This is a genomic window from uncultured Roseibium sp. (assembly GCF_947499295.1).
GTDB lineage: Bacteria > Pseudomonadota > Alphaproteobacteria > Rhizobiales > Stappiaceae > Roseibium.
Genome location: NZ_CANMNP010000013.1, coordinates 124,729 through 144,627, shown reverse-complemented (window position 1 = coordinate 144,627; position 19,899 = coordinate 124,729). Strand labels below are relative to the sequence as shown.

Below are 19,899 nucleotides of genomic sequence, written 5' to 3'. Positions count from 1 at the left end.
CTCACAATTCTTCAAGCTGCTTGGGCAATGCATAGGCCCATTGCGTGATATTCCCGGCTCCAAGACAGACAACGAAGTCACCGGGTTCAGCCAGTTCCTTGATCAGGCCAGGGATCTCTTCGGGACCGTCGATGGCCTGAACATGCCGGTGCCCGCGTGTTTTCATGCCGGACACGAGGTCGGTGTGCAGAGCGCCTTCAATCGGCTGCTCACCCGCGGCAAAAACCGGCGCGATTATCACACTGTCGGCATCGTTGAAGCAGTTCGAAAAATCGTCGAACAGACTCTGCAGCCGCGTATATCGATGCGGTTGCATGACGGCGATAACCTTGCCCGTTGTTGACTGACGGGCTGCATGCAGAACCGCCTTGATTTCCACGGGATGATGACCGTAGTCGTCAAAGATCTGTACACCGTCCACGGTCCCTGTGTGAGTAAACCGACGCTTCACACCGCCAAAAGACGATATTCCCTTTTCCAAATCTTCGGGACCGACACCAAGTTGCGCTGCTACTGCAATTGCAGCCGTAGCATTGGATACGTTGTGCAATCCTGGCATCGGCAGAACGAGATCCTTCAGTTCGATCTCCTGATCCGTGCGCCGATCCCTGATTGTGACCGAAAAGATGGACTTACCACCATCCATGGAGACATCGGTGAAGCGGACATCCGCCTGTGGATTGGTGCCGTAGGTAACAACACGGCGGTCTTCAATGGTTCCGATCATGGTCTGAACTTCCGGATGGTCGAGACACATCACCGCAAACCCATAGAACGGTACATTTTCGATAAACTGCCGGAACGCTGCGCGCACCCCTGCGAAATCGCCATAGTGATCGAGATGCTCTGGGTCGATGTTCGTCACGATGGCAACATCTGCAGGAAGTTTTACAAACGTACCATCGCTTTCGTCGGCCTCTACCACCATCCAGTCACCGGCACCCATCCGGGCATTGGTTCCATAGGCATTGATGATACCGCCATTGATCACCGTCGGGTCCAACCGTCCGGCATCGAGCAAGGCCGCCACCATGGAAGTGGTGGTGGTTTTGCCGTGAGTTCCGCCGACCGCAATAGCCTGCTTGAAGCGCATGAGTTCCGCCAGCATTTCAGCACGCCGAACCACAGGTATAAGCTTCTCCCGAGCGGCGACCAATTCCGGATTGTCCTTCTTGATCGCCGAAGACACGACGAGAACTTCAGCTTCGCCGAGATTATCCGCCTCATGCCCGACAGTGACCGGAATTCCATTCGCACGCAGTCTTTGAACATTCGCGTTCTCGGCCATGTCGGAGCCTTGAACCTGATAGCCAAGTGTCTTCAACACTTCGGCAATGCCGCTCATGCCGATACCGCCGATACCGACAAAGTGGATCGGTCCGATGTCCTGCGGCATTTTCATGGCCGTTCTCCTTTTTTATGCGCAATGGTCTCGACCAAATCGGCCAGTCGCTTCACTGCATCGGGTTTGGCGACACTGCGCGCTCTTTCGGCAGCTTTCGACAGCATGTCGGGTGCATCCATGAAGCGGAGAATTTCTTTTGCAAGGCGCTCCGGATGCAGGTCCACCTCGCGGATCGGCCAGGCGCCACCGGCCTTTTCAAGAACCTTGGCGTTGGCCGCCTGGTCCTGGTCGATTGCACCCGGAAGCGGCACCAGGATGGATGGACGGCCAAGTACGCTAAGCTCACTCACGGACGAAGCACCAGAGCGGCAAACAACAATGTGCGCCTGTGAGATGCGCTTCGGCATATCCTGGAAAAAAGGGGCGCACTCGGCGGCAACGCCAAGATCCTTGTAGGCCTTTTGCACGCGATCCATGTCTTCGGAACGGCATTGCTGCACAATGCGTAAACGGGATCTTGCTTCACCAGGCAGGTGTTCAACACTCGGTGGAACCAAATCTGAAAAGAAACGTGCTCCCTGGGAGCCGCCGAAGACAAGCAGTTTGAACTCACCATCGGAGCACGGCGCGTCATAAGGCAAATCAGCAGCCTCCAGCACAGCATCGCGCACTGGATTGCCCGTCTCGACCTGTTTGCTCGAGAACGTATCCGACAAGTCCTCGATCGGAACACTTGTAGCAATCGCGGTCACTCCTTTCGCCAGGAGCTTGTTTGCACGGCCCATGACCGCATTGGCCTCATGAAGAATGGACGGCGTTCCGGTCATTCGAGCTGCAAACATGGGTGGAAAAGTTGGATAACCTCCAAATCCCGCGACAACGTCTGGCTTCAGCGTCCTGATCACGGAGCGTGCCTGCAACGTGCCTTTCAGGAGACTGAAAACAGTCTTGGCGAGCGAAATCGGATTGCGGCCACGGATGGTTTCAGAAGCGATGATGTGAACATTTCTGGCAGGAAAAGCAGACCCGTATTTGTCTGCACGCTCATCGGTCGCCAGTTCCACGGTCCAACCACGCCGGAGCAATTCGCTTGCCAGCGCCTGTGCGGGAAAAAGATGGCCACCTGTGCCACCCGCCGTCAATAATACTGTCTTACCCATGGAATACCGGTCTGAAACTACATCAACGAAGAAGGCGAAAGTCGGCTAACCGTCACGGCTTCGCTGCGCGAGGGCCGCGGACGCCGTCGGGTTAGAGCCAAAATGGCACCTGCAGTCATGGCAGACGACAGGAGCGACGATCCGCCATAGGAAATGAATGGCAAGGTCATGCCCTTGGATGGGATCAAGTGAAGATTGACGGCGAGATTGATGGTCGCCTGCAACCCGAACAAAACCAGGAGACCTGCCGTGGCAAGACGGCTGAACGCATCCTGGTCACGGCCCGCGTGGCTCAGACCCCGGATGACGATAAAGGCAAAGACACCAACCAGTAGCAGACAAACAACAACGCCAAACTCCTCGCCGACAACAGCGAAGATAAAGTCCGCATGGCTGTCCGGCAGAACGCGTTTGACGGTCCCCTCACCCGGCCCCTGACCGAACCAGCCACCAGACAGGAAGGATTCCATTGCCGTATCCACCTGGAATGTGTCGCCGGAACTCGGATCAAGAAAACGATCAACGCGATTGGTAACGTGCGGCAGAAAAACGTAGGCCGCAAAGAGCCCCACAACGCCGATCAGCCCCAGCGCGATGATGATCACCCAGGAAATGCCATTGAGAAAAAAAAGGCCTGCCCAGACGAGACCAAGCAGCATGGTCTGACCGAAATCGGGCTGCGCGATCAACAGCGCCGCGCAAATGGCAAACAGGACAAAGGCAAACAAGATACCTGGGATCTCGCGCCGACGGCCACTTTCAGAAAGCAAAAATGCCACCAGGATTACAAAAGCCGGCTTCAGGAATTCTGAGGCCTGCAGAGAAACCCCGGCTATGTAAATCCACCGGCGCGCGCCCTTAGTTTCAAATCCCATAAACAGCGTGGCAATCAACAGGAATACCGAGACTGTGAACACGACAAGCGCTGCCCTGCGAACCATGCGGGGCGTCATCAAAGACGCGGCCAACATGATGACAAGTGCTGGAACAACAAACATTGCTTGACGTTTGACGAAATAAAGAGAGTCAACGCCAATCCGTTCCGCCACGGGCGGGCTTGCGGCAAAGGCAAAGACCACACCTGCCAAAAGCAAAAGCCCGAAGGCAGCAAGCAGATAGTGATCTACCGTCCAGAGCCATTCGGCAAATTTGCTGCGATCCGCGCGCGAGACCATGCTATGCCACCTCCTGAGTGTTACCAGCACCAGGCAAGGCACGCACCGCATCTACAAAAGCAGCGCCCCGCAGTTCAAAATTTGGAAATTGGTCGAAGCTCGCACAGGCAGGAGACAGCAAAATCGCTATCTCGGCTGCGTCGTCTTCAGCCGCTTCGGCAACTGCATCCTTGACCGCTTGTGGCATGGTTCCACTGACCTTGTAAGGAACACGACCATCCAGCGTCTTCGCAAAAGCGTCAGCTGCTTCGCCGATCAGGAATGTTTTCGCAATCTTCGGGAAATATTCGTCCAGGGATGAAATGCCGCCTTCTTTGGCCCGCCCGCCTGCAATCCAGTAAATCCGGTCAAAACTTGCCAGTGCCCGCGCAGCCGCGTCTGCATTTGTTGCCTTGGAATCATTGATGAAGAGAACACGTCCCTGCCTCGTAACGACTTCCATGCGATGGTGAAGGCCCGGAAAGGTCTTCATTGCCTCAGCGATACGGTCTGCAGGAAGCTCCAGCGCGCGCAATGCAGCGAATGCCGCGGCAGCGTTTTGGCCGTTGTGATCACCGCGAAGACTGTCGATACCCCCAAGCGTCGCGACTTCGCTCTGCGTTCCTTCGTGCGCTTCGTAGAGGCGACCGTGGCGCGCATAAATTCCATTGGTGAGTTCACGCTCACCAGCGATCCGGCAGACAGGCTTGCGCGCAAGTTCCAGGCGATCGGCAATCGTTGAGGACAAACGGTCATCCACGCCGACAATGGCAACTTTCGAACCCGCCACCAGCCGCTCCTTGATCGCAGCATAGTTTTCCATGGAACCATGCCTGTCGAGATGGTCGGGCGACAGGTTCATGTGGATGCCGACGGTCGCGTCAAGCGATGGAGCCAAATCGATCTGGTAAGAAGAACACTCCACAACATAGTGTCGACCGGGCTGCGGTCTTTCAAGGTCCAGGACCGGTGTGCCGATATTTCCGCCAACCTGGACATCCAGTCCAAGCTCTTTCAGGAGATGGGCAACAAGTGCGGTTGTTGTCGACTTCCCATTTGTGCCTGTGATGGCAATCAGCGGCGCTTCTGGGCAAAGCCTGCGCTTTTCGCGGCAGAAGAGCTCCACATCGCCGATGATTTCAACACCCGCATCTCGCGCCAGTTCGACTGACCAATGCGGTAACGGATGTGTCAGCGGGACTCCAGGCGCAAGAACCAGTGCGCTGACATCCGACCAGTCAATCTGCTTCAAGTCTGATGTCTGCAAGCCTTCGCCGGCAGCTTGCTGGACCCTGCCTTCGTTGTCGTCGAAACACACCACATCGGCACCGCCTGCCTTGAGGGCACGCGCGGTCGCAAGTCCGGATCCACCCAATCCGAACAGGGCAACCTTCTGGTTTGCAAATGTGGTGACTGGGATCATGTGGCCTACCTCAGCTTCAGCGTGGCGAGGCCAACCAGAGCAAGCACAACAGCAATGATCCAAAAGCGGATCACCACCTGGCTTTCGGTCCAACCCATGATCTCGAAATGGTGGTGGATCGGGGCCATTCGGAAAACACGCTTGCCCGTCAATTTGAACGATATGACTTGGACAATCACTGAAACAGCCTCAAGCACGAATAAACCGCCGATGATTGCCAGTACGATCTCGTGCTTGGTTGCGACTGCAATAGCTCCAATCATACCGCCCAGAGCAAGCGATCCCGTGTCACCCATGAAGATCGCCGCCGGAGGCGCATTGAACCACAAGAACCCGAGACCTGCGCCAATGACGGCACCGCAGATGACCGCGAGTTCACCTGTTCCCGAAACATGATGGATTTGCAGATAGCTTGCGAAAACAGCGTTACCGGACAGATAGGCAATCAAACCGAAGGAAGCACATGCAATCATCACCGGTACGATTGCGAGCCCATCAAGCCCGTCCGTCAGGTTGACCGCATTGCCTGCGCCGACCATGACAAAGGCGGCAAAGGGGATGAAAATCAGACCGAGATTGAGTGTGAAGTCCTTCAGGAATGGAAAGGTTATCGCCTCGGAATACTCCGATGCGTCGAGCACTGTGACCGCATAGGCGGCAACTCCGGCAATCAGAAATTCAAGACCAAGACGCGCTTTGCTGCCGAAACCCTTGTGGGACGACTTTGTCACTTTCAGATAGTCATCATAAAAACCGATGCTACCGAAACCAAGTGTTACGAAGATCACCACCCAGACATAAGGGTTGGAGAGATCCGTCCATAAAAGGGTTGCAACCATCGCACCGGAGAGGATCATCAGCCCTCCCATCGTCGGTGTGCCTTTTTTGGTCAGGAGATGGCTCTCCGGTCCATCGGAGCGGATGGGCTGACCGTGTCCCTGGCGAATACGCAGGCTGGCAATAATTTTGGGACCAAACAGAAAGACAAAAAACAAGGCGGTCATGATCGCACCGCCTGTGCGGAACGTGATGTATCGGAACACGTTCAGTGCCGATATCTGGTCCGCAAATTCCCCCAAGAAATAAAACATCAGCTATCCCTTATGCCGCCGCGATATCGTCCGCGGGCGGATATTCCTTTTTGAGGGCCTCGACAAGCGGGCCCATTCGGGTACCAAGCGATCCCTTGATCATAACAACATCACCAGACCTGACGTCGCCCAAAAGAAGGTCTTCCAGATCTTTTGCACTTTCGCTGTAGTGAGCCCGAATTTCCCGTGGCAGGTTCTGCCAAAGCGCATGCATGTGAGGCCCAACGCAGTAGACCGCATCTATGCCAGCTTCAAAGATCGGCACCTGCAACTCTCCGTGCAGCCTATCGGCGTCGGCGCCAAGTTCCAGCATGTCGCCCAGAACCGCGACGCGTCGCCCCGGACGTGTGACCGGCGCTTCGCCAAGTACCGCAAGAGCCGCACGCATTGAAGCCGGATTGGCATTATAGCTTTCGTCAATAAGGTTCAGTTCGCCATCTGGCATCGGCAGCCGCGTCACCTCACCCCTGCCCTTGGGAGCGCGCATCGCATCAAGCGCCAAACCGGCTTTTGCAAGGTCGGCGCCAAGGTCAACAACTGCGGTCAGCACCGCCAGGCTGTTCTTGACGAAATGTTTGCCGGGTGCACCGATCTTGTAAGTGATCTCCTGTCCCAGGATATTTGCATCGACACTCGATCCACCTGGATAACTGGCATGGTTTTCGATGCAACTGTCTGCCGAAGCTGTTTCACCAAAGGTTTGGACAACCGATACGCCCGCATTGACGGCCAGGAACTTCAACAGATCGTATTGCTGGTTGTCCCTGTTCAAGATCGCGATACCGCCCGGCTCCAAGCCACTGAAGATCTCCGCTTTCGCCTGGGCAATCTTTTCAACTGAATCGAAATATTCCAGGTGAACCGGTTGAACCGTGGTGATGATCGCAACATGTGGGCGAACCATCTTGACCAGAGGTGTGATCTCACCGGCGTGGTTCATGCCGATTTCGAACACTCCAAAGTCTGCATCCGCAGGCATACGCGCAAGCGTCAGGGGCACGCCCCAATGATTGTTGAAAGATGCAGCTGAGGCATGAACCTTGCCGGATTGCTCCAGCGTCATGCGAAGCGCTTCCTTCGTTCCTGTTTTGCCGACGGACCCGGTCACCGCAACAATTCTGGCATTTGAGCGCGCGCGCGCAACAATACCCAACTTGCGCATCGCTTCCAGCGTGTCGCTGACGATCACATAGCGCCCTTCTTCCGGCAATTCTGAAAGCCTGTCTTCCGATACGAGCGCCACGGCTGCACCGGCATCAAGCGCTGCGGCAACATAGTCGTGGCCGTCTAGGCGGTCGCCCTTGATCGCTATGAAAGCATCCCCGGGCTCAAGTGACCGGCTGTCGATGGATATTCCGGTGATGTCTGCACCAACATCACCTCTGGTGCTGCCTGCTGCAGCCTCAGCAAAGGCATTCAGAGTCCAAAGCGGCTCGCTCATGTGTTTCCTTCATTGCTGATGGCGCGTTGCACTGCATCGTGATCTGAAAAGGGAATCACTGTGTCGCCAACAATCTGGCCCGTTTCGTGTCCTTTTCCCGCAACACACAAGATATCGCCGGCCTCAAGACGGCGGACACCTTCCGCGATCGCCTCAAACCGATCCCCGATCTCAATGGCTCCCGGTGCACCTGCAAGAACGGCCTTGCGGATCGTGGCCGGATCTTCGGACCGCGGATTGTCGTCGGTGACAATGACCAGGTCTGCCTGGCGGGAAGCCGCAGCCCCCATCAATTCACGCTTGCCGGGATCCCGATCGCCACCAGCGCCGATCACGACGAACAATTTTCCACGTGCGAAGGGCTTCAGCGCCGCTAGAGCGTTGTCCAGCGCGTCCGGCTTGTGGGCGTAGTCGACAAATACAAGGCCCCCTGAACCGGTCTTGCCGGCGAGTTCCAGTCGTCCAAGCGCTCCCTTCAGATTCTCAAGCGACCGAAGTGCCGTGCCCGTATCGATACCGGCTGAAATCGCCAATCCGGCAGCAATCAACGCGTTGGAAACCTGAAACCGGCCAATCAGAGGCAGCGTAACCCTGTATTCGCCGCGTACGGTCTGGAGGGTCAACTCCTGCCCCGCACCTTGCGGCCTCAGTCCGGTGAGAGTGAGATCCTTGCCCGTTTCTCCAACCGTGAATACGGCCAGACCACGTTCTCGGGCAACATCTGCAACCCTGTCAGCATATTTCTCGCCTGGATCCAGAACCACCGTTCCGCCAGTCGGTAGAAGTTCTGAGAACAGGCGGAGCTTGGCTTGAAGATAGTCTTCAAGAGTGGCGTGATAGTCCATGTGATCGCGGCCAAGATTGGTGAAACCCGCCGCTGTCAGCCGCACACCGTCCAATCTGAATTGATCCAGCCCGTGGGACGAGGCCTCCATAGCGGCATGGTCAATCCCCTCGACATGAAGCTCCGCAAGCTCCTTCTGAAGGGCCACCGGGTCAGGCGTCGTCAGTCCGCCGTAACTTTCACCATCAGGTTTGATTGTCCCAAGTGTTCCAAGGCTTGCTGCCGGATGGCCTGCCGACTGAAAAATTTGCCGGACGAAATGAGCGACGGAGGTTTTGCCTGCGGTTCCGGTAACAGCAACAATCGTATCCGGCTGAGCACCGTAAAATCTTGCCGCCATGCGCGCCAGAACCTGCCGCGGCTCTCCAGCGCCAAGCACGATCGTCCCAGCTGGGCAGTTGTTTCTGACGCTCTCGACCGCATCCAAAGCGCATAAAATGACAAGAGCCCCGGAAGCGACCGCATCCGGGGCGAACTTTGTGCCATCGACTGTGGTGCCCTTCAGAGCTGCAAAAAGATAGCCGGGCCCGACGTTTCGACTGTCCGCCGTCAACCCAGAAAGCTGCAGGTTCTTCGCCTCGCCCGGCACATCAAGGCCAGCGGCTAGATATTCAAGATCCATTTCACCCGATCGTCATCTGTGCGTCGTCTTTTCGAGAACCGGTACCGGCTGCGACCCCGCCGGCTCTCGAACCTTGTTAAAGTGTCTCCTTAATAGGAAATCTCGATTGGTTCATCCCCTTTACCGAAACGCGGCATTACACCCAACATCGGCGCGGAGCGGCGTACAATTGCGCCAACCATGGGCGCAGCGTTCCAACCTGCGGTAACGCCTGTTCCCTCGCGCTCGCGCTTGGGCTCGTCGATCACGACAAGCACCACGTAGCGCGGATCGTCCATCGGGAAGGCTGACAGGAACGAGTTACGCCGCTTATTGTCGACATATCGGCCATTTTCAATCTTTTCCGCAGTTCCCGTCTTGCCGCCAACGACATAGCCAGGAACATCCGCCTTGCGCCCCGATCCGGACAGCACGTTCAGGCGGAAAAGATACCGCATGATCCGGCTAACCTCGGGTGAAATGACCTGTTTTTCAACAGCTTGGACATCTGCCGGGCTGCGCGGCACAAAGGTTGGAGGCAGGAGCTTACCGCCATTCACGAGTGCAGCTGCAGCAACTGCGGTCTGCATTGGGGTCACCGATATTCCGTGACCGAATGAAATCGTCATGGCTGCCAGCTCGTTCCATTTCGGCGGCAGCAACGGCGCTGCATTTTCCGGCAACTCAGTCTTCAAACGCTTCGTCAGATGAAGGCGTTCGAAAAACTCACGCTGCCTGGATATACCGGTTGCCAGCATCATTTTGGCTGTGCCGATATTGGAGGAATAGATGAAGATTTCCGGGACCGACAATATGCGGTTTTTCCCGTGGAAATCAGAGATTGTGCGACCTCCGGCTCGAATCGGGCGCGTGGCATCAAAACTGTCGTTGATTGAGACCGCCCCGGAATCCAGCGCCATCGCAGTCGTGAATGTTTTGAAAACGGAGCCCATTTCAAAGACACCGCCTGTTGCTCTGTTCAGACGGTCTTTTTCAAGTGCCTGCGAACGATCATTCGGATCGTAATCAGGCAAGGAGGACATCGCAACGACTTCGCCAGTTTTAGCATCCAGAACGATCCCAGCGGCTGCGATTGCCTTGTAGCGCTCCATTGCCTTGACCAGCTCATCGCGCACTACATGCTGAACACGCAGATCAACGGAAAGGCGTACGGGCTCCATCGAGCGGTCCGACGTGAAGCCGAGAGACTGCAGATCTGCGAGCCATTCACCATCAATGTATTTTTCAATACCAGCCAGACCCTGATTGTCGACATTGACCGAACCGACAATGTGTCCCGCAGTCGGGCCACCTGGATAAAATCTCTGGTTTTCAGACAGGAACCCGACACCGGGCAGACCCAGATTGTGAATCTTCTTGGCTTGTTGCGGCGTCATTTCGCGCTTCAGCCAGACAAAGCCCGTGCCGCTTTCCAGGCGGCGGCGCACCAGGGCCTCATCAAGCTCCGGCAGAACGCGGATCAGCCCCTCGACGGCCTCGTCAACGTCAATGACGCGACGCGGCTCGGCATAGAGCGACGCGGTCTTGATATCCGTGGCGAGGATTTCTCCATTACGATCAATGAGATCAGGCCGCGATGCCGAAACAGAGTCCTGAGCGGAGATAAAGGCACGTGACGGCGCCTCCTCCATCTGCGCAAGCATGACAAGACGCCCGGCAATAGCGACATAAACGCATGCAAAGGCAAGCATGGCGACGTAGACACGAGACTTGACCGCGCTTGATGACACGGATCCCCGGGCGGCCCGTGGCTGGGAGCGCCGCACTTGGAGGAAACTTTCCGGTTCGCTTACCAACGTCATTTTACCGCCCTCATCGGATCGTTGCCGATGAGCCGGCATAGCCGCCCATCTGGTTGCCGCCGATCGGCTCCAGCATGACCGGGCGCGCAGGAAGGTCTTCCGGCGCCACGATCTGCTTCACATCAAGCGGCTTCAGTTGGAGATAATCGTTGTAACGTTCGACCAGGGCCTGCAGCCGGTCGGGCTTGTTCAACAGGCTCCACTCGGCCTTCAAATGCCGGATGGAATTTCGCTCTTCATCGATCTGACGCTGAAGATCGGCAACTTTCTCCGCCGATTTTGTTGCCGCCAGCTTCATGTCGTAGACGGTTGCAGCGCCAATAACGACTGCCAGAATGAACAATATGTTCAGCGTACGAACCACCTTCAGCCCCCTAACCCATGATAGTCTGCCAGGCGTGGAACACCCGCTGCATGGATATCCAATTCCCGCGCCGGCGCTTCCGTGCGGCGACCAGCCCTGAGCTTTGCGGAACGAGCCCGCGGATTGACGCCTGTTTCATCCGCCGCCGCTTCCACAGCCTTGCGCGTCAAAAGCTCAAATGTCGCCGGAGGCACTTCTTGCTCGGGCATATGACGCGAACCACCCCCGCGAGTTCGTGTCCTGTCCTGGAAAAACCGCTTCACGATACGGTCTTCCAGCGAATGAAAACTCACCAGCACAAGACGCCCGCCGGGCTTAAGAATGCGCTCAGCGGCACCCAATGCTTCAGCTGCCTGGTGCAACTCTCCATTTACGTAGATCCGCAGCGCCTGAAACGTACGCGTTGCCGGGTGAATCTGGGCTTTCTTCGGTGAGCGGCCAAGCACCTTCTCAACGAGACGCGCCAACTCCAGCGTGCGAGAAAATGGTTTTTCCTTGCGCGCATTGCCAATCGCATGCGCAACGGTCGTAGCCCGCTTTTCTTCCCCTAAAAGGCCAATGATGCGAATAAGGTCCTTCACCGGCATCTCGTTGACCACATCGGCCGCAGACGGGCCGGATTGCTCCATACGCATGTCAAGCGGGCCGTCTTTCATGAAGGAAAAACCACGCTCGGCCTCATCGAGCTGCATGGACGAAACGCCAAGGTCCAGAACAACCCCGTCAACACCATCAAATCCAGACTGACGAGCATGATCTTCCAGACCTGCAAACTGTCCAGCAACAAGTATCAGGCGGCCTTCGGCTTCCTGGACCAACGTCTGCCCACCGGCAATCGCATCCGGATCCCGGTCTATGCCGACAACTTTTGCGCCACGCTCTAGAATTGCACGGGAATAACCGCCGGCGCCGAATGTGCCATCGACCATGACTTCATCGGGCTGCGGGTCCAGCCACTCAAGAACCTCATCCAGAAGAACCGGCACATGACGCTCAGGTCCGCCTGCGGCGAGATTTTCATCTCTTACGCCAAGCGTCATCATGCCGGTCCTCCTTGAGAGGAGACGGGGCTCTGCCCCGACAGCATCGCGAGCGCGCGCTTTTGGGCCTCCGCGCTGTACTCACGAAACTTGTTTGGTTCCCAGATCTGAAATTTGTATTTCAGGCCAACGAATGTGACCTGATCGGAAATGCCTGTGTGGTCCCGTATCATGTCGGAGATGGTCATACGCCCATCTCCATCAATTCTCGGATTTTCGCTGGCCCCAAAAAGAGCGACGGCAAGCGCATCGTGATCAGGTGAAAGTTTGGCAAAGGCCTCAGACGTTGCCTCGATCTGCGCCAGCAGTTCGTTGCCGCCTGCATCGACCGCGTCGCAATGGGAGGATTTGATACAATAAAGACCTTCAAAACCATCTCTCGCAAGCACCGAGCGGAAAGGCGCCGGGATCGAAACGCGACCCTTGGCATCCAGCCGGTTGGTGTAGTGAGAAACAAATCCGGCCATAAATCCCCTCGAAGCGGGTCCCCACCCGCAGAAATCCCCTAATCACCCTGGAATGAAGGAAGGCCAGATACCCGCCAGGACATGCAATTTGCGAAAGCGGCTCCTGCTAAGCCGTTAAAACAGATGCCCTGAGCCCGACAAATATGGGCCCGCACTCCCCATTCTGGGTTCTTATGGGATACCATGGGAATTCATGGGCGGTCAATGGAATCTCATGGATTCCAGCATGATTTGATCGCACACGACCCCGTCGAGCGATGTTAAGACGAACATGCTTAATGAAGCCTTGACAGAAACCAAGAATCGGATTCGCAGGAATACGGAGGTTTTCCAAATTGCAGTTGCGGATTTAGGCAAAAATTGCCTAGCGCCTAAAGACTTGTGGAGAATGAAAAACGACGGGAAACCGCGCACCACCTTAAGCAAAATTCAGCCGGTTCTCGCAGCATCCCAAGAACCGGGTTACCAATTCGCCCAAGAAAAATACGCGCGGATTGCGTTAAACATTTGGGAAATTCGTCTCTTCCCAAAAACGGAGCTCAACGGAATTTATGATAACGCCGGGTTTCCCGAGGAGTTTCGTCGAAACACCGTCTGTAAGCGACGCTAAAACGGCCGAAATGCCGATGCCCCGACATGTCGGCCACTTCCGCAATCGTGAGACTGTCGGATCCACTGATCAGAAGATGGCGCGCATATGCCAACCGGATGCTTTGCAGATACTGGAACGGGCTGCGACCAAACTCGCGCTTGAAAAGCAGTTGGAGATTGCGCGGCGTTGTTCCGGAGTGTGAACTGATGTCCAGCAGGCTGATATCTTCCTGAAAGCGCTCACAGATCATTTCAGTAGCACGCTTGACGATCGCCGGCGTCGCCCCGCTGCTGGTCCTGCCCAGCATCGGAGAAACGGTATTTGGCTGGCTATCTAACAGCGATGCAACCAGCATTTCTTCCAGGAGGTCCTGGCAACGATCGTTTTTATTGCTAATGATCTCCCCCGCTTCAGCTCCCTTGAAAAGCCCGCGAAGCCTCCTTGACCACCGGGCAAGCTCCGGCTGCGTAAGATCAAGCTTTGCGTTGAACCTTATGGGACCAAGCTCGGTTCCAGCCATGCGAACCGCAATCTGCCGAACAAATGCGCGTTCGATTTGCAAGAGAACCTGTTCGCAACCCGCATGCCACTGCATCTTCGTATGGCGATCAGGGTTCAGAAGTGTCGCTGTCCTGGTATCGGACGAGACGTACTGATGACCATTCGCGACCTCCGCGGTGCCGGCGATAGGTATCTGTATCAGGTAGAAATCCGCCAACTCTCCGGGGTCGATGGACACATCGGCACCGTATCGAAGGTAGTTCAGTGACAGGTGCCGGCCGGCCACTCTGTTCTGACAAGCGTCAAAACGAGCATCTGCCGAAGCCAACTCCAATCGATGATTGCAAAAATGGCGCGCAACAATGTCCCGGGCTTCATCGACATCCAACGTTTCGAAGCACCGATAGCGATCCAGCGGAGTTTTGCCTGACAGCTGCGAAATCATGCATGAGAGCATGCCGTCGAAGCCTTCGCCGTTCAAGAAGAACACGTTCCGCAATGCGGCATTTCACAGCAGGTGATCAGGTAATTTCGCAAATCGGATAAAACTTTTGCGCAAGGCGCGCTTAGCTTTTTGCGCTGATTAACGCAAAGACAAGCGAGACAAACATCATGCAGAACGGAGCAGGCGTCACCTCTGCCGAAAAGGGGTTGGACAATGTCAGCTGGAATGTTGTTGGCCACACCTATACGCCCAAGCTGGTGAGCAACAACGCCTTTATCTGGCATGCCGAGATACCGGCGGAAACCTTCGTGCCACCTCATATTCATCCCACACAGGACGAATGGATCGTCATGCTGGAGGGGGAACTGGAGGTAGAAATGGGCGGCAACGTTCACAAAGCCGGCCCTGGAGACACGGTGCGCATGCCCATGGGCGAAGCTCACGGCATCTTCAATCGGTCCGGAAAGACGGCAACCTGCGTCTTTGGTGTCGCGCCGACCCGAAAGCTGTTTGACCTTTTCGGCGCCCTGAACGGCATTACCGACCCCGCGGAGCTTGTGCGGCTTTCTGCGTTGCACGAGGTCGATTTTCTACCCCCGCCAGATGAGGCCTGATCGAACGAGCCGTCTCATAGATTAAGACAGAGGACTAGTTCAATGACGAAACGCAAGACTGTCGCCGTCATCGGCGGCGGCGTAAGTGGGCTTGCGGCTGCCAAAGCTTTTGACGAGCGCGGCCACCGCGTACTCGGGTTTGAACGCAGTCACGATCTTGGCGGGGTTTGGGAACCATCAAGGTCATACCCGGATGTCCAGACACAATCGCCGAAAGACCTTTACCGTTTTACAGATATGCCGATGCCGGAGAGTTATCCGGAATGGCCAAAGGGGCCTCAGGTGCACGCTTACCTGCATGCCTATGCCGACAAGCATAAGCTATGCAGACTTTTTCGTCTCAATACCCGCGTTCAATCCATGGAAAAGCGCGCCGATGGCGGGAAAGGCTGGACGCTCACTTTGGAGGCAGCCGGAAAGACATGGTCCGAAGAATTCGATTTCGTCGCTGTATGTACCGGCCAGTTTTCCAACAAGAACATTATGCGCCACCCAGGACAGGCCGAATTTGAAGCTGCCGGTGGCAACGTCATGCACAGTTCCGAATACACCGATAGCAATCTGGCAGATGGCAAAAGAGTGGTCGTGTTGGGCGGGTCGAAATCGGCCACCGACATCGTCGTCAATGCAGCCCGAAACGGAGCGAGATCCGTAACAATGGTCTACCGGGAACCGGTATGGCGCGTTCCATATTTTGTGGGCGGCATCAATTTCAAACGGCTTTTGTACATGCGCGCACAGGAGCAGCAGTTCAACAGCTGGGGGCGTTCACCCATACGTAAAGCTGTATTCGCCGCGTTCACTCCTTTGATTTGGGCCAATTTCCGAGGACTTGAAACGCTTCTCAAACTTCAACTGAAACTGAAGAAGTGGGACATGGTTCCAGACGGCCCCATCGAGAAAGACGCGTCTTGTTCATTGCCGATCGTAACGCCTGGCCTGTTTGAAGGCTTTGAGAACGGATCTATAAAGCCGATAAGAAGTACTTTTGAGCGGTATGAGGAAGGTCAAGTGGTTCTTGCGAACGGCGACAAGTTGCCCTGCGACCTTGCCGTTCTCGCTGTTGGCTGGAAACTGGGAGTCCCATACCTGGCGCAAACGTATCAGGACAAGCTGATTGAGCCGGACGGGCAATATCGGGTCTTTAGACTTGCCGTTAATCCCGATCTGCCCGACATGGGGTTCGTCGGTTTCAATTCCAGCTTCTGCACGATCCTGTCGGCCGAGATGATCGCCAACTGGCTGGTACGTTATGCCGACGGTAAGCTTGCCAACCAGCCCAGCGCAGACGTCATGCGCAAAAATATCGATGAAATGCTTGAATGGAAACGTCACGAACGTCCCGCCGCCAAGGTTTATGGTGGGTTGTGTTCTGCACCATTTCATTTCCGTCACTTCGACGAGTTGCTGGCCGACATGGGCGCAACAAAGCGCAAGCGCGCCAATCCGGTGGCCGAACAGTTCTCATACCCAAATGCAGATGCATATGGAGATTTCCTGAAAAGCACGCCGCAATATACCGCATGCTGAAAGTGGTCAAAGAAGTGCCAGTCGGCCTGTAAGCCGGGTTCTGTATGGCCCGCTTTCGCGGACGTGACAGCCATTCGTCTGGGGCACCTGTTGCCAGGCACCTCGCGCAACCAACCCGGACAGTCGGCCTGGAAACGGGCCCGGGCCAGGATCGCTCCATGGCCCAATGCTGTCCCTATTCGGTCTTGCTCCCGGTGGGGTTTACCATGCCGCTGCTGTTGCCAGCAGCGCGGTGGGCTCTTACTCCACCCTTTCACCCTTACTCCGATACAACCTTTCGATTGACCCGGAGCGGTTTGCTTTCTGTGGCACTTTCCCTAAGGTCGCCCTCGCCGGGCGTTACCCGGCACCGTGTTTCCTTGGAGCCCGGACTTTCCTCCCCCGCAACCTTTCGGCATTTGCGGCAGCGGCTGTCCGGCCGACTGGCGTCTGCGGACTTAAGTGGCTTTGTCGGCAAGGTCAAGCAACTGCGCATGGCGCTGGCGAGCTGTCCGATCATTTTGACTGTCTCGGCTTTTGGCTAACTTTTAGGGAATTCAGCTGAAAGCTTCGGTTTCACGTTTCCTTGAGCGAACTAAAAAACCAATGTTTTCTGCCGAAAAATAGCATCACTACATTTTTGACTATGCAGTACATAATTCCCATATGTCTCCTGCCATCATGAGTGCGAGTCGCGCTCTGAAATGAAAGAGAGACAGGCATATGACTGAATTTTCACGCCACACACTTGAGACCGCACCAGAGCAGAGCAAACCGCTTCTCAACAACTCACTTCAAGCGTTTGGGATGATACCGAACCTGCATGCCGTCATGGCTGAATCTCCCCAGCACCTGGAGGCCTACCAGAAGCTTCATGAGCTCTTCCAGCAGACCAGCCTCACTGCAGCTCAGCAAACTGTGGTTTGGATGACGATCAATGTGGAGCACACCTGTCACTATTGCGTACCGGCCCATACCGCCATTGCACATATGCAGAAAATCAACAGCGGCCTCATCGAAGACCTTCGAAACGGGAAACCGCTTGAAGACGCGAAACTTGAAGCCCTTCGTCGGTTCACGCTTCAGGTCGTGCGTCAACGCGGCAATGTCTCAACGCAAGATGTGGAGAGCTTTCTGGCCGCCGGCTACACCAAACAACATGTTCTTGACGTCATTCTTGGCGTCGCACAGAAAGTAATGTCTAATTACGTCAACCACCTGGCTGACACGCCTGTTGATCCACCGTTTCAGAAGTTCGCCTGGGCTCCAGCGGCGATCGCAGCCGAATAACGATTTTCAGTCTCCGGCAAATCAAATGCCGGAGACTGAAATGCAATGAGGTTTCATGGCCGGAAGACCAAAATCCTTTGATGTCGATGATGCTATTGACGCTTTTGTCGATGTATTCTGGACCAACGGTTACAGAGGAACTTCTGTTGACGATCTTCAAGACGCTGCCGGCATCAAACGCGGCAGTTTCTATGCCGCTTTCGGCTGCAAGGACGACGTATTCGAAAGAGTTCTTGAAAAATACTGGAATGAGGCGACCGAGGTTGGCCTCAAGATCCTCGACGAAGACAAGCCGCCAAAACAGGCGGTCGCGAACTTCATTCGGCACATCGGATCGTTCATGTCCCTCAATACGCCGCGAGGCTGCCTGCTTTTGTCTTCATCTAGCGAAACAGCTGATGCGCATAGTGGTGAACAGTCGTTTGTTTGCTCAAAGATGACCGAACTGGAAAATCGGCTGTTGCGAACGCTGGAAAGAGACGGCGACGAAACGGCTTCGCTCTGTGCCCGCGACCAAGCCAATTTCGTTCTCGCTGTTATTCTTGGCCTCAACGCAATGGCCAAAGCTGACTGCGGCTCTTCAAGAATTAGGGCAGCAGCGGATTATGCCGCAAGAAGCATTGCGTCCTGATAGCGATAAAACCTCGAAGTTTCATATACAGAAATTTCCACTGTCCAAGAGATTGCTGAGTGTATCGATACCGGCCACCATCTGTCTCTCCTGAGCGCCAGCGAAACCGATGATAAGCCCGGGTTTAGCGCCCCTGTCGAGATAACAGTTGCTCAACGGCGAAACCGCGAAACCTCTTGATTGCATGGCAACGGCAAGAGTGACATCGTCAATCGGGTCCCGAAAGAGGATCGCAACCTGTACATTACCTGTTGGCAGCTTGACGTCGACGCGATTGCCCAAACACGCCCGCAAGGTTTCGACCAGCGCAATCCCCCTCGCTTCATAGACCCTGCGGATCTGCTTCAGGTGTTTTTGATATGCACCGCAGTCCATGAAATGCTCAAGCGCTGCCTGAGCCTGCACATTGGCCGCACAACCCATGTTGCGCATGAACTGCTCAAGCGATGCCACCAGGTTTTGCGGAACCACGCAATAGGCAATGCGCAAACCCGGCATCAGACTTTTCGAGAAGGTCCCGAGATAAATCACCTGACCTTCGCTCGCCAGACCCTGCAACGCTGCAACTGGACGACCTGAAAACAGGAACTCGCTGTCGTAGTCATCCTCCAGGATTGCCGCCCCGGCCTCGCGTGCTGCGTCCAACAGCGCAAGACGTCGCGCGAGCGGCATGCGGATGCCAAGCGGGTATTGATGGGAAGGCGTGACGTAGATCAGCCTTGGTGGTTTCTCCCACTGTGCGAGTTTGCCCGGATCTGCGCCTTCTTCATCCACCGGCAGCGGCCGAACCTTAAGCCCTGCCACATGAAACGCAGTGCGAGCACCGAGATAACCTGGCTCCTCGAGCCAGGCTTCATCTCCGGGGTCGGCCAATGCAAGAGACAGCAAGGACAGGCAAGCCTGCATGGAACTGGTGACCAGGATCTGTTCCGGTTCTGCTCTTACCCCACGTTCAGATGCAAGGTAGCGCGCTAGACGTTTCTTCAATGCAGGCAGGCCGGAAAAGTTTCGGTATTGCAGATCCGGACTACGCTCAAGTCGGGCGGCTCGGCGAAGCGATCTTGCCCACTCTTCATATGGAAAACAGTCTAATGCGGGCGTTCCAGGCTGCAGCGCTCCATGTCTGAAGGCCCACCCGTTTCCACGAATATTTGCTGCCATGAGTTCTCCGCGCCCAGAGAGGCGCGGCAACGTCGCACCACGTCCGGCAGGGGAAGGTCCACCTTCCAGACGAATGCCGCTTGCAATGCGCGGCGCGGCTCCGGACTTGACCCTGGTAATCCCTTCAGCTCTGAGCAAATCGTATGCCGTGTTCACCGTATTTCTGCCGACCTGCAACGAGGCAGCAAGACGACGCGTTGATGGCAAGGCGCTGCCCGAGTGCAGCAGACCAGACTGAACAGCTATCCTGATCGACCGATAAATCTGCTCAGCGAGCGGCACGTCTGACCGTCTTTTGAGCGTCAAAACACCTTCGGGCAAAACTGGTTCTGTCATTTTTAAAAAACCGGACCTTTTGTGGAGCCAATTTCTTGAGCAAAGAACATCGCACAACTGACAGTCA

Annotated in this window: 17 protein-coding genes and 1 other RNA gene; 4 read left to right on the top strand and 14 right to left on the bottom strand. The window is 55.7% G+C overall.

The window, feature by feature from the left end; translation table 11 throughout:
• Nucleotide 1: 1 nt before the first annotated feature.
• From murC to Q0835_RS19505, 12 genes are all read right to left on the bottom strand, one after another.
• Nucleotides 2-1,402, bottom strand: coding sequence for a UDP-N-acetylmuramate--L-alanine ligase (gene murC, locus Q0835_RS19560; RefSeq protein WP_298821329.1), 1,401 nt, complete (start codon nucleotides 1,400-1,402; stop codon nucleotides 2-4).
• Nucleotides 1,399-2,505 (bottom strand): undecaprenyldiphospho-muramoylpentapeptide beta-N-acetylglucosaminyltransferase, encoded by a 1,107-nt coding sequence (gene murG / locus Q0835_RS19555; protein WP_298963848.1) that lies wholly within the window; start codon nucleotides 2,503-2,505, stop codon nucleotides 1,399-1,401. Before murG ends, murC begins: the two co-directional genes overlap by 4 nt.
• Nucleotides 2,506-2,522: 17 nt before the next feature.
• Entirely contained in the window at nucleotides 2,523-3,680 is a 1,158-nt protein-coding gene (locus tag Q0835_RS19550) for an FtsW/RodA/SpoVE family cell cycle protein (protein ID WP_152500766.1), read from the bottom strand.
• A gap of 1 nt (nucleotide 3,681) precedes the next feature.
• Nucleotides 3,682-5,082, bottom strand: coding sequence for a UDP-N-acetylmuramoyl-L-alanine--D-glutamate ligase (gene murD / locus Q0835_RS19545; RefSeq protein WP_298821336.1), 1,401 nt, complete (start codon nucleotides 5,080-5,082; stop codon nucleotides 3,682-3,684).
• Nucleotides 5,083-5,087: 5 nt separating this feature from the next.
• On the bottom strand, nucleotides 5,088-6,173 hold the full coding sequence (gene mraY, locus Q0835_RS19540; RefSeq protein WP_298821339.1) for a phospho-N-acetylmuramoyl-pentapeptide-transferase: 1,086 nt from the start codon (nucleotides 6,171-6,173) through the stop codon (nucleotides 5,088-5,090).
• Nucleotides 6,174-6,183: 10 nt separating this feature from the next.
• Nucleotides 6,184-7,614 (bottom strand): UDP-N-acetylmuramoylalanyl-D-glutamyl-2,6-diaminopimelate--D-alanyl-D-alanine ligase, encoded by a 1,431-nt coding sequence (locus tag Q0835_RS19535; protein WP_298963847.1) that lies wholly within the window; start codon nucleotides 7,612-7,614, stop codon nucleotides 6,184-6,186.
• On the bottom strand, nucleotides 7,611-9,080 hold the full coding sequence (locus Q0835_RS19530) for a UDP-N-acetylmuramoyl-L-alanyl-D-glutamate--2,6-diaminopimelate ligase (RefSeq protein ID WP_298963846.1): 1,470 nt from the start codon (nucleotides 9,078-9,080) through the stop codon (nucleotides 7,611-7,613). The genes Q0835_RS19535 and Q0835_RS19530 overlap by 4 nt, the downstream gene beginning before the upstream one ends.
• Before the next feature lie 89 nt (nucleotides 9,081-9,169).
• Nucleotides 9,170-10,882, bottom strand: coding sequence for a penicillin-binding protein 2 (locus Q0835_RS19525; RefSeq protein WP_298821346.1), 1,713 nt, complete (start codon nucleotides 10,880-10,882; stop codon nucleotides 9,170-9,172).
• Between the two features lie 10 nt (nucleotides 10,883-10,892).
• Nucleotides 10,893-11,246: a hypothetical protein gene (locus tag Q0835_RS19520; RefSeq protein ID WP_298821348.1), complete on the bottom strand. Its 354-nt coding sequence runs from the start codon at nucleotides 11,244-11,246 to the stop codon at nucleotides 10,893-10,895.
• Nucleotides 11,247-11,248: 2 nt separating this feature from the next.
• A complete protein-coding gene (rsmH, locus tag Q0835_RS19515) occupies nucleotides 11,249-12,289 on the bottom strand; it encodes a 16S rRNA (cytosine(1402)-N(4))-methyltransferase RsmH (protein WP_298963845.1) in 1,041 nt (346 codons plus the stop codon).
• Complete coding sequence (locus Q0835_RS19510) at nucleotides 12,286-12,753, bottom strand: division/cell wall cluster transcriptional repressor MraZ (protein ID WP_298821352.1); 468 nt, start codon at nucleotides 12,751-12,753, stop codon at nucleotides 12,286-12,288. The genes rsmH and Q0835_RS19510 overlap by 4 nt, the downstream gene beginning before the upstream one ends.
• Before the next feature lie 539 nt (nucleotides 12,754-13,292).
• Nucleotides 13,293-14,327 (bottom strand): AraC family transcriptional regulator, encoded by a 1,035-nt coding sequence (locus Q0835_RS19505; RefSeq protein ID WP_298963844.1) that lies wholly within the window; start codon nucleotides 14,325-14,327, stop codon nucleotides 13,293-13,295.
• Between the two features lie 131 nt (nucleotides 14,328-14,458).
• Here Q0835_RS19505 and Q0835_RS19500 point away from each other — a divergent pair, with 131 nt between their 5' ends.
• Nucleotides 14,459-14,905, top strand: coding sequence for a cupin domain-containing protein (locus tag Q0835_RS19500; protein ID WP_298821355.1), 447 nt, complete (start codon nucleotides 14,459-14,461; stop codon nucleotides 14,903-14,905).
• Nucleotides 14,906-14,947: 42 nt separating this feature from the next.
• Nucleotides 14,948-16,435, top strand: a complete 1,488-nt coding sequence (locus Q0835_RS19495; protein ID WP_298963843.1) for an NAD(P)/FAD-dependent oxidoreductase — start codon at nucleotides 14,948-14,950, stop codon at nucleotides 16,433-16,435.
• Between the two features lie 13 nt (nucleotides 16,436-16,448).
• On the opposite strand, the gene rnpB is transcribed toward Q0835_RS19495, so the two are convergent.
• Nucleotides 16,449-16,861, bottom strand: an RNA gene (gene rnpB / locus Q0835_RS19490) — RNase P RNA component class A.
• A gap of 276 nt (nucleotides 16,862-17,137) precedes the next feature.
• Between rnpB and Q0835_RS19485 the strand changes: the two genes are divergently transcribed.
• Nucleotides 17,138-17,704 (top strand): carboxymuconolactone decarboxylase family protein, encoded by a 567-nt coding sequence (locus Q0835_RS19485; protein WP_298963842.1) that lies wholly within the window; start codon nucleotides 17,138-17,140, stop codon nucleotides 17,702-17,704.
• Between the two features lie 55 nt (nucleotides 17,705-17,759).
• The gene (locus tag Q0835_RS19480) at nucleotides 17,760-18,335 is read left to right on the top strand and encodes a TetR/AcrR family transcriptional regulator (protein WP_298963841.1); all 576 of its coding nucleotides are present in this window, start codon (nucleotides 17,760-17,762) and stop codon (nucleotides 18,333-18,335) included.
• 21 nt (nucleotides 18,336-18,356) lie between these two features.
• Here the strand turns inward: Q0835_RS19480 and Q0835_RS19475 are convergent, their stop codons facing one another.
• The gene (locus tag Q0835_RS19475; protein ID WP_298963840.1) at nucleotides 18,357-19,832 is read right to left on the bottom strand and encodes a PLP-dependent aminotransferase family protein; all 1,476 of its coding nucleotides are present in this window, start codon (nucleotides 19,830-19,832) and stop codon (nucleotides 18,357-18,359) included.
• Between the last annotated feature and the right edge of the window lie 67 nt (nucleotides 19,833-19,899).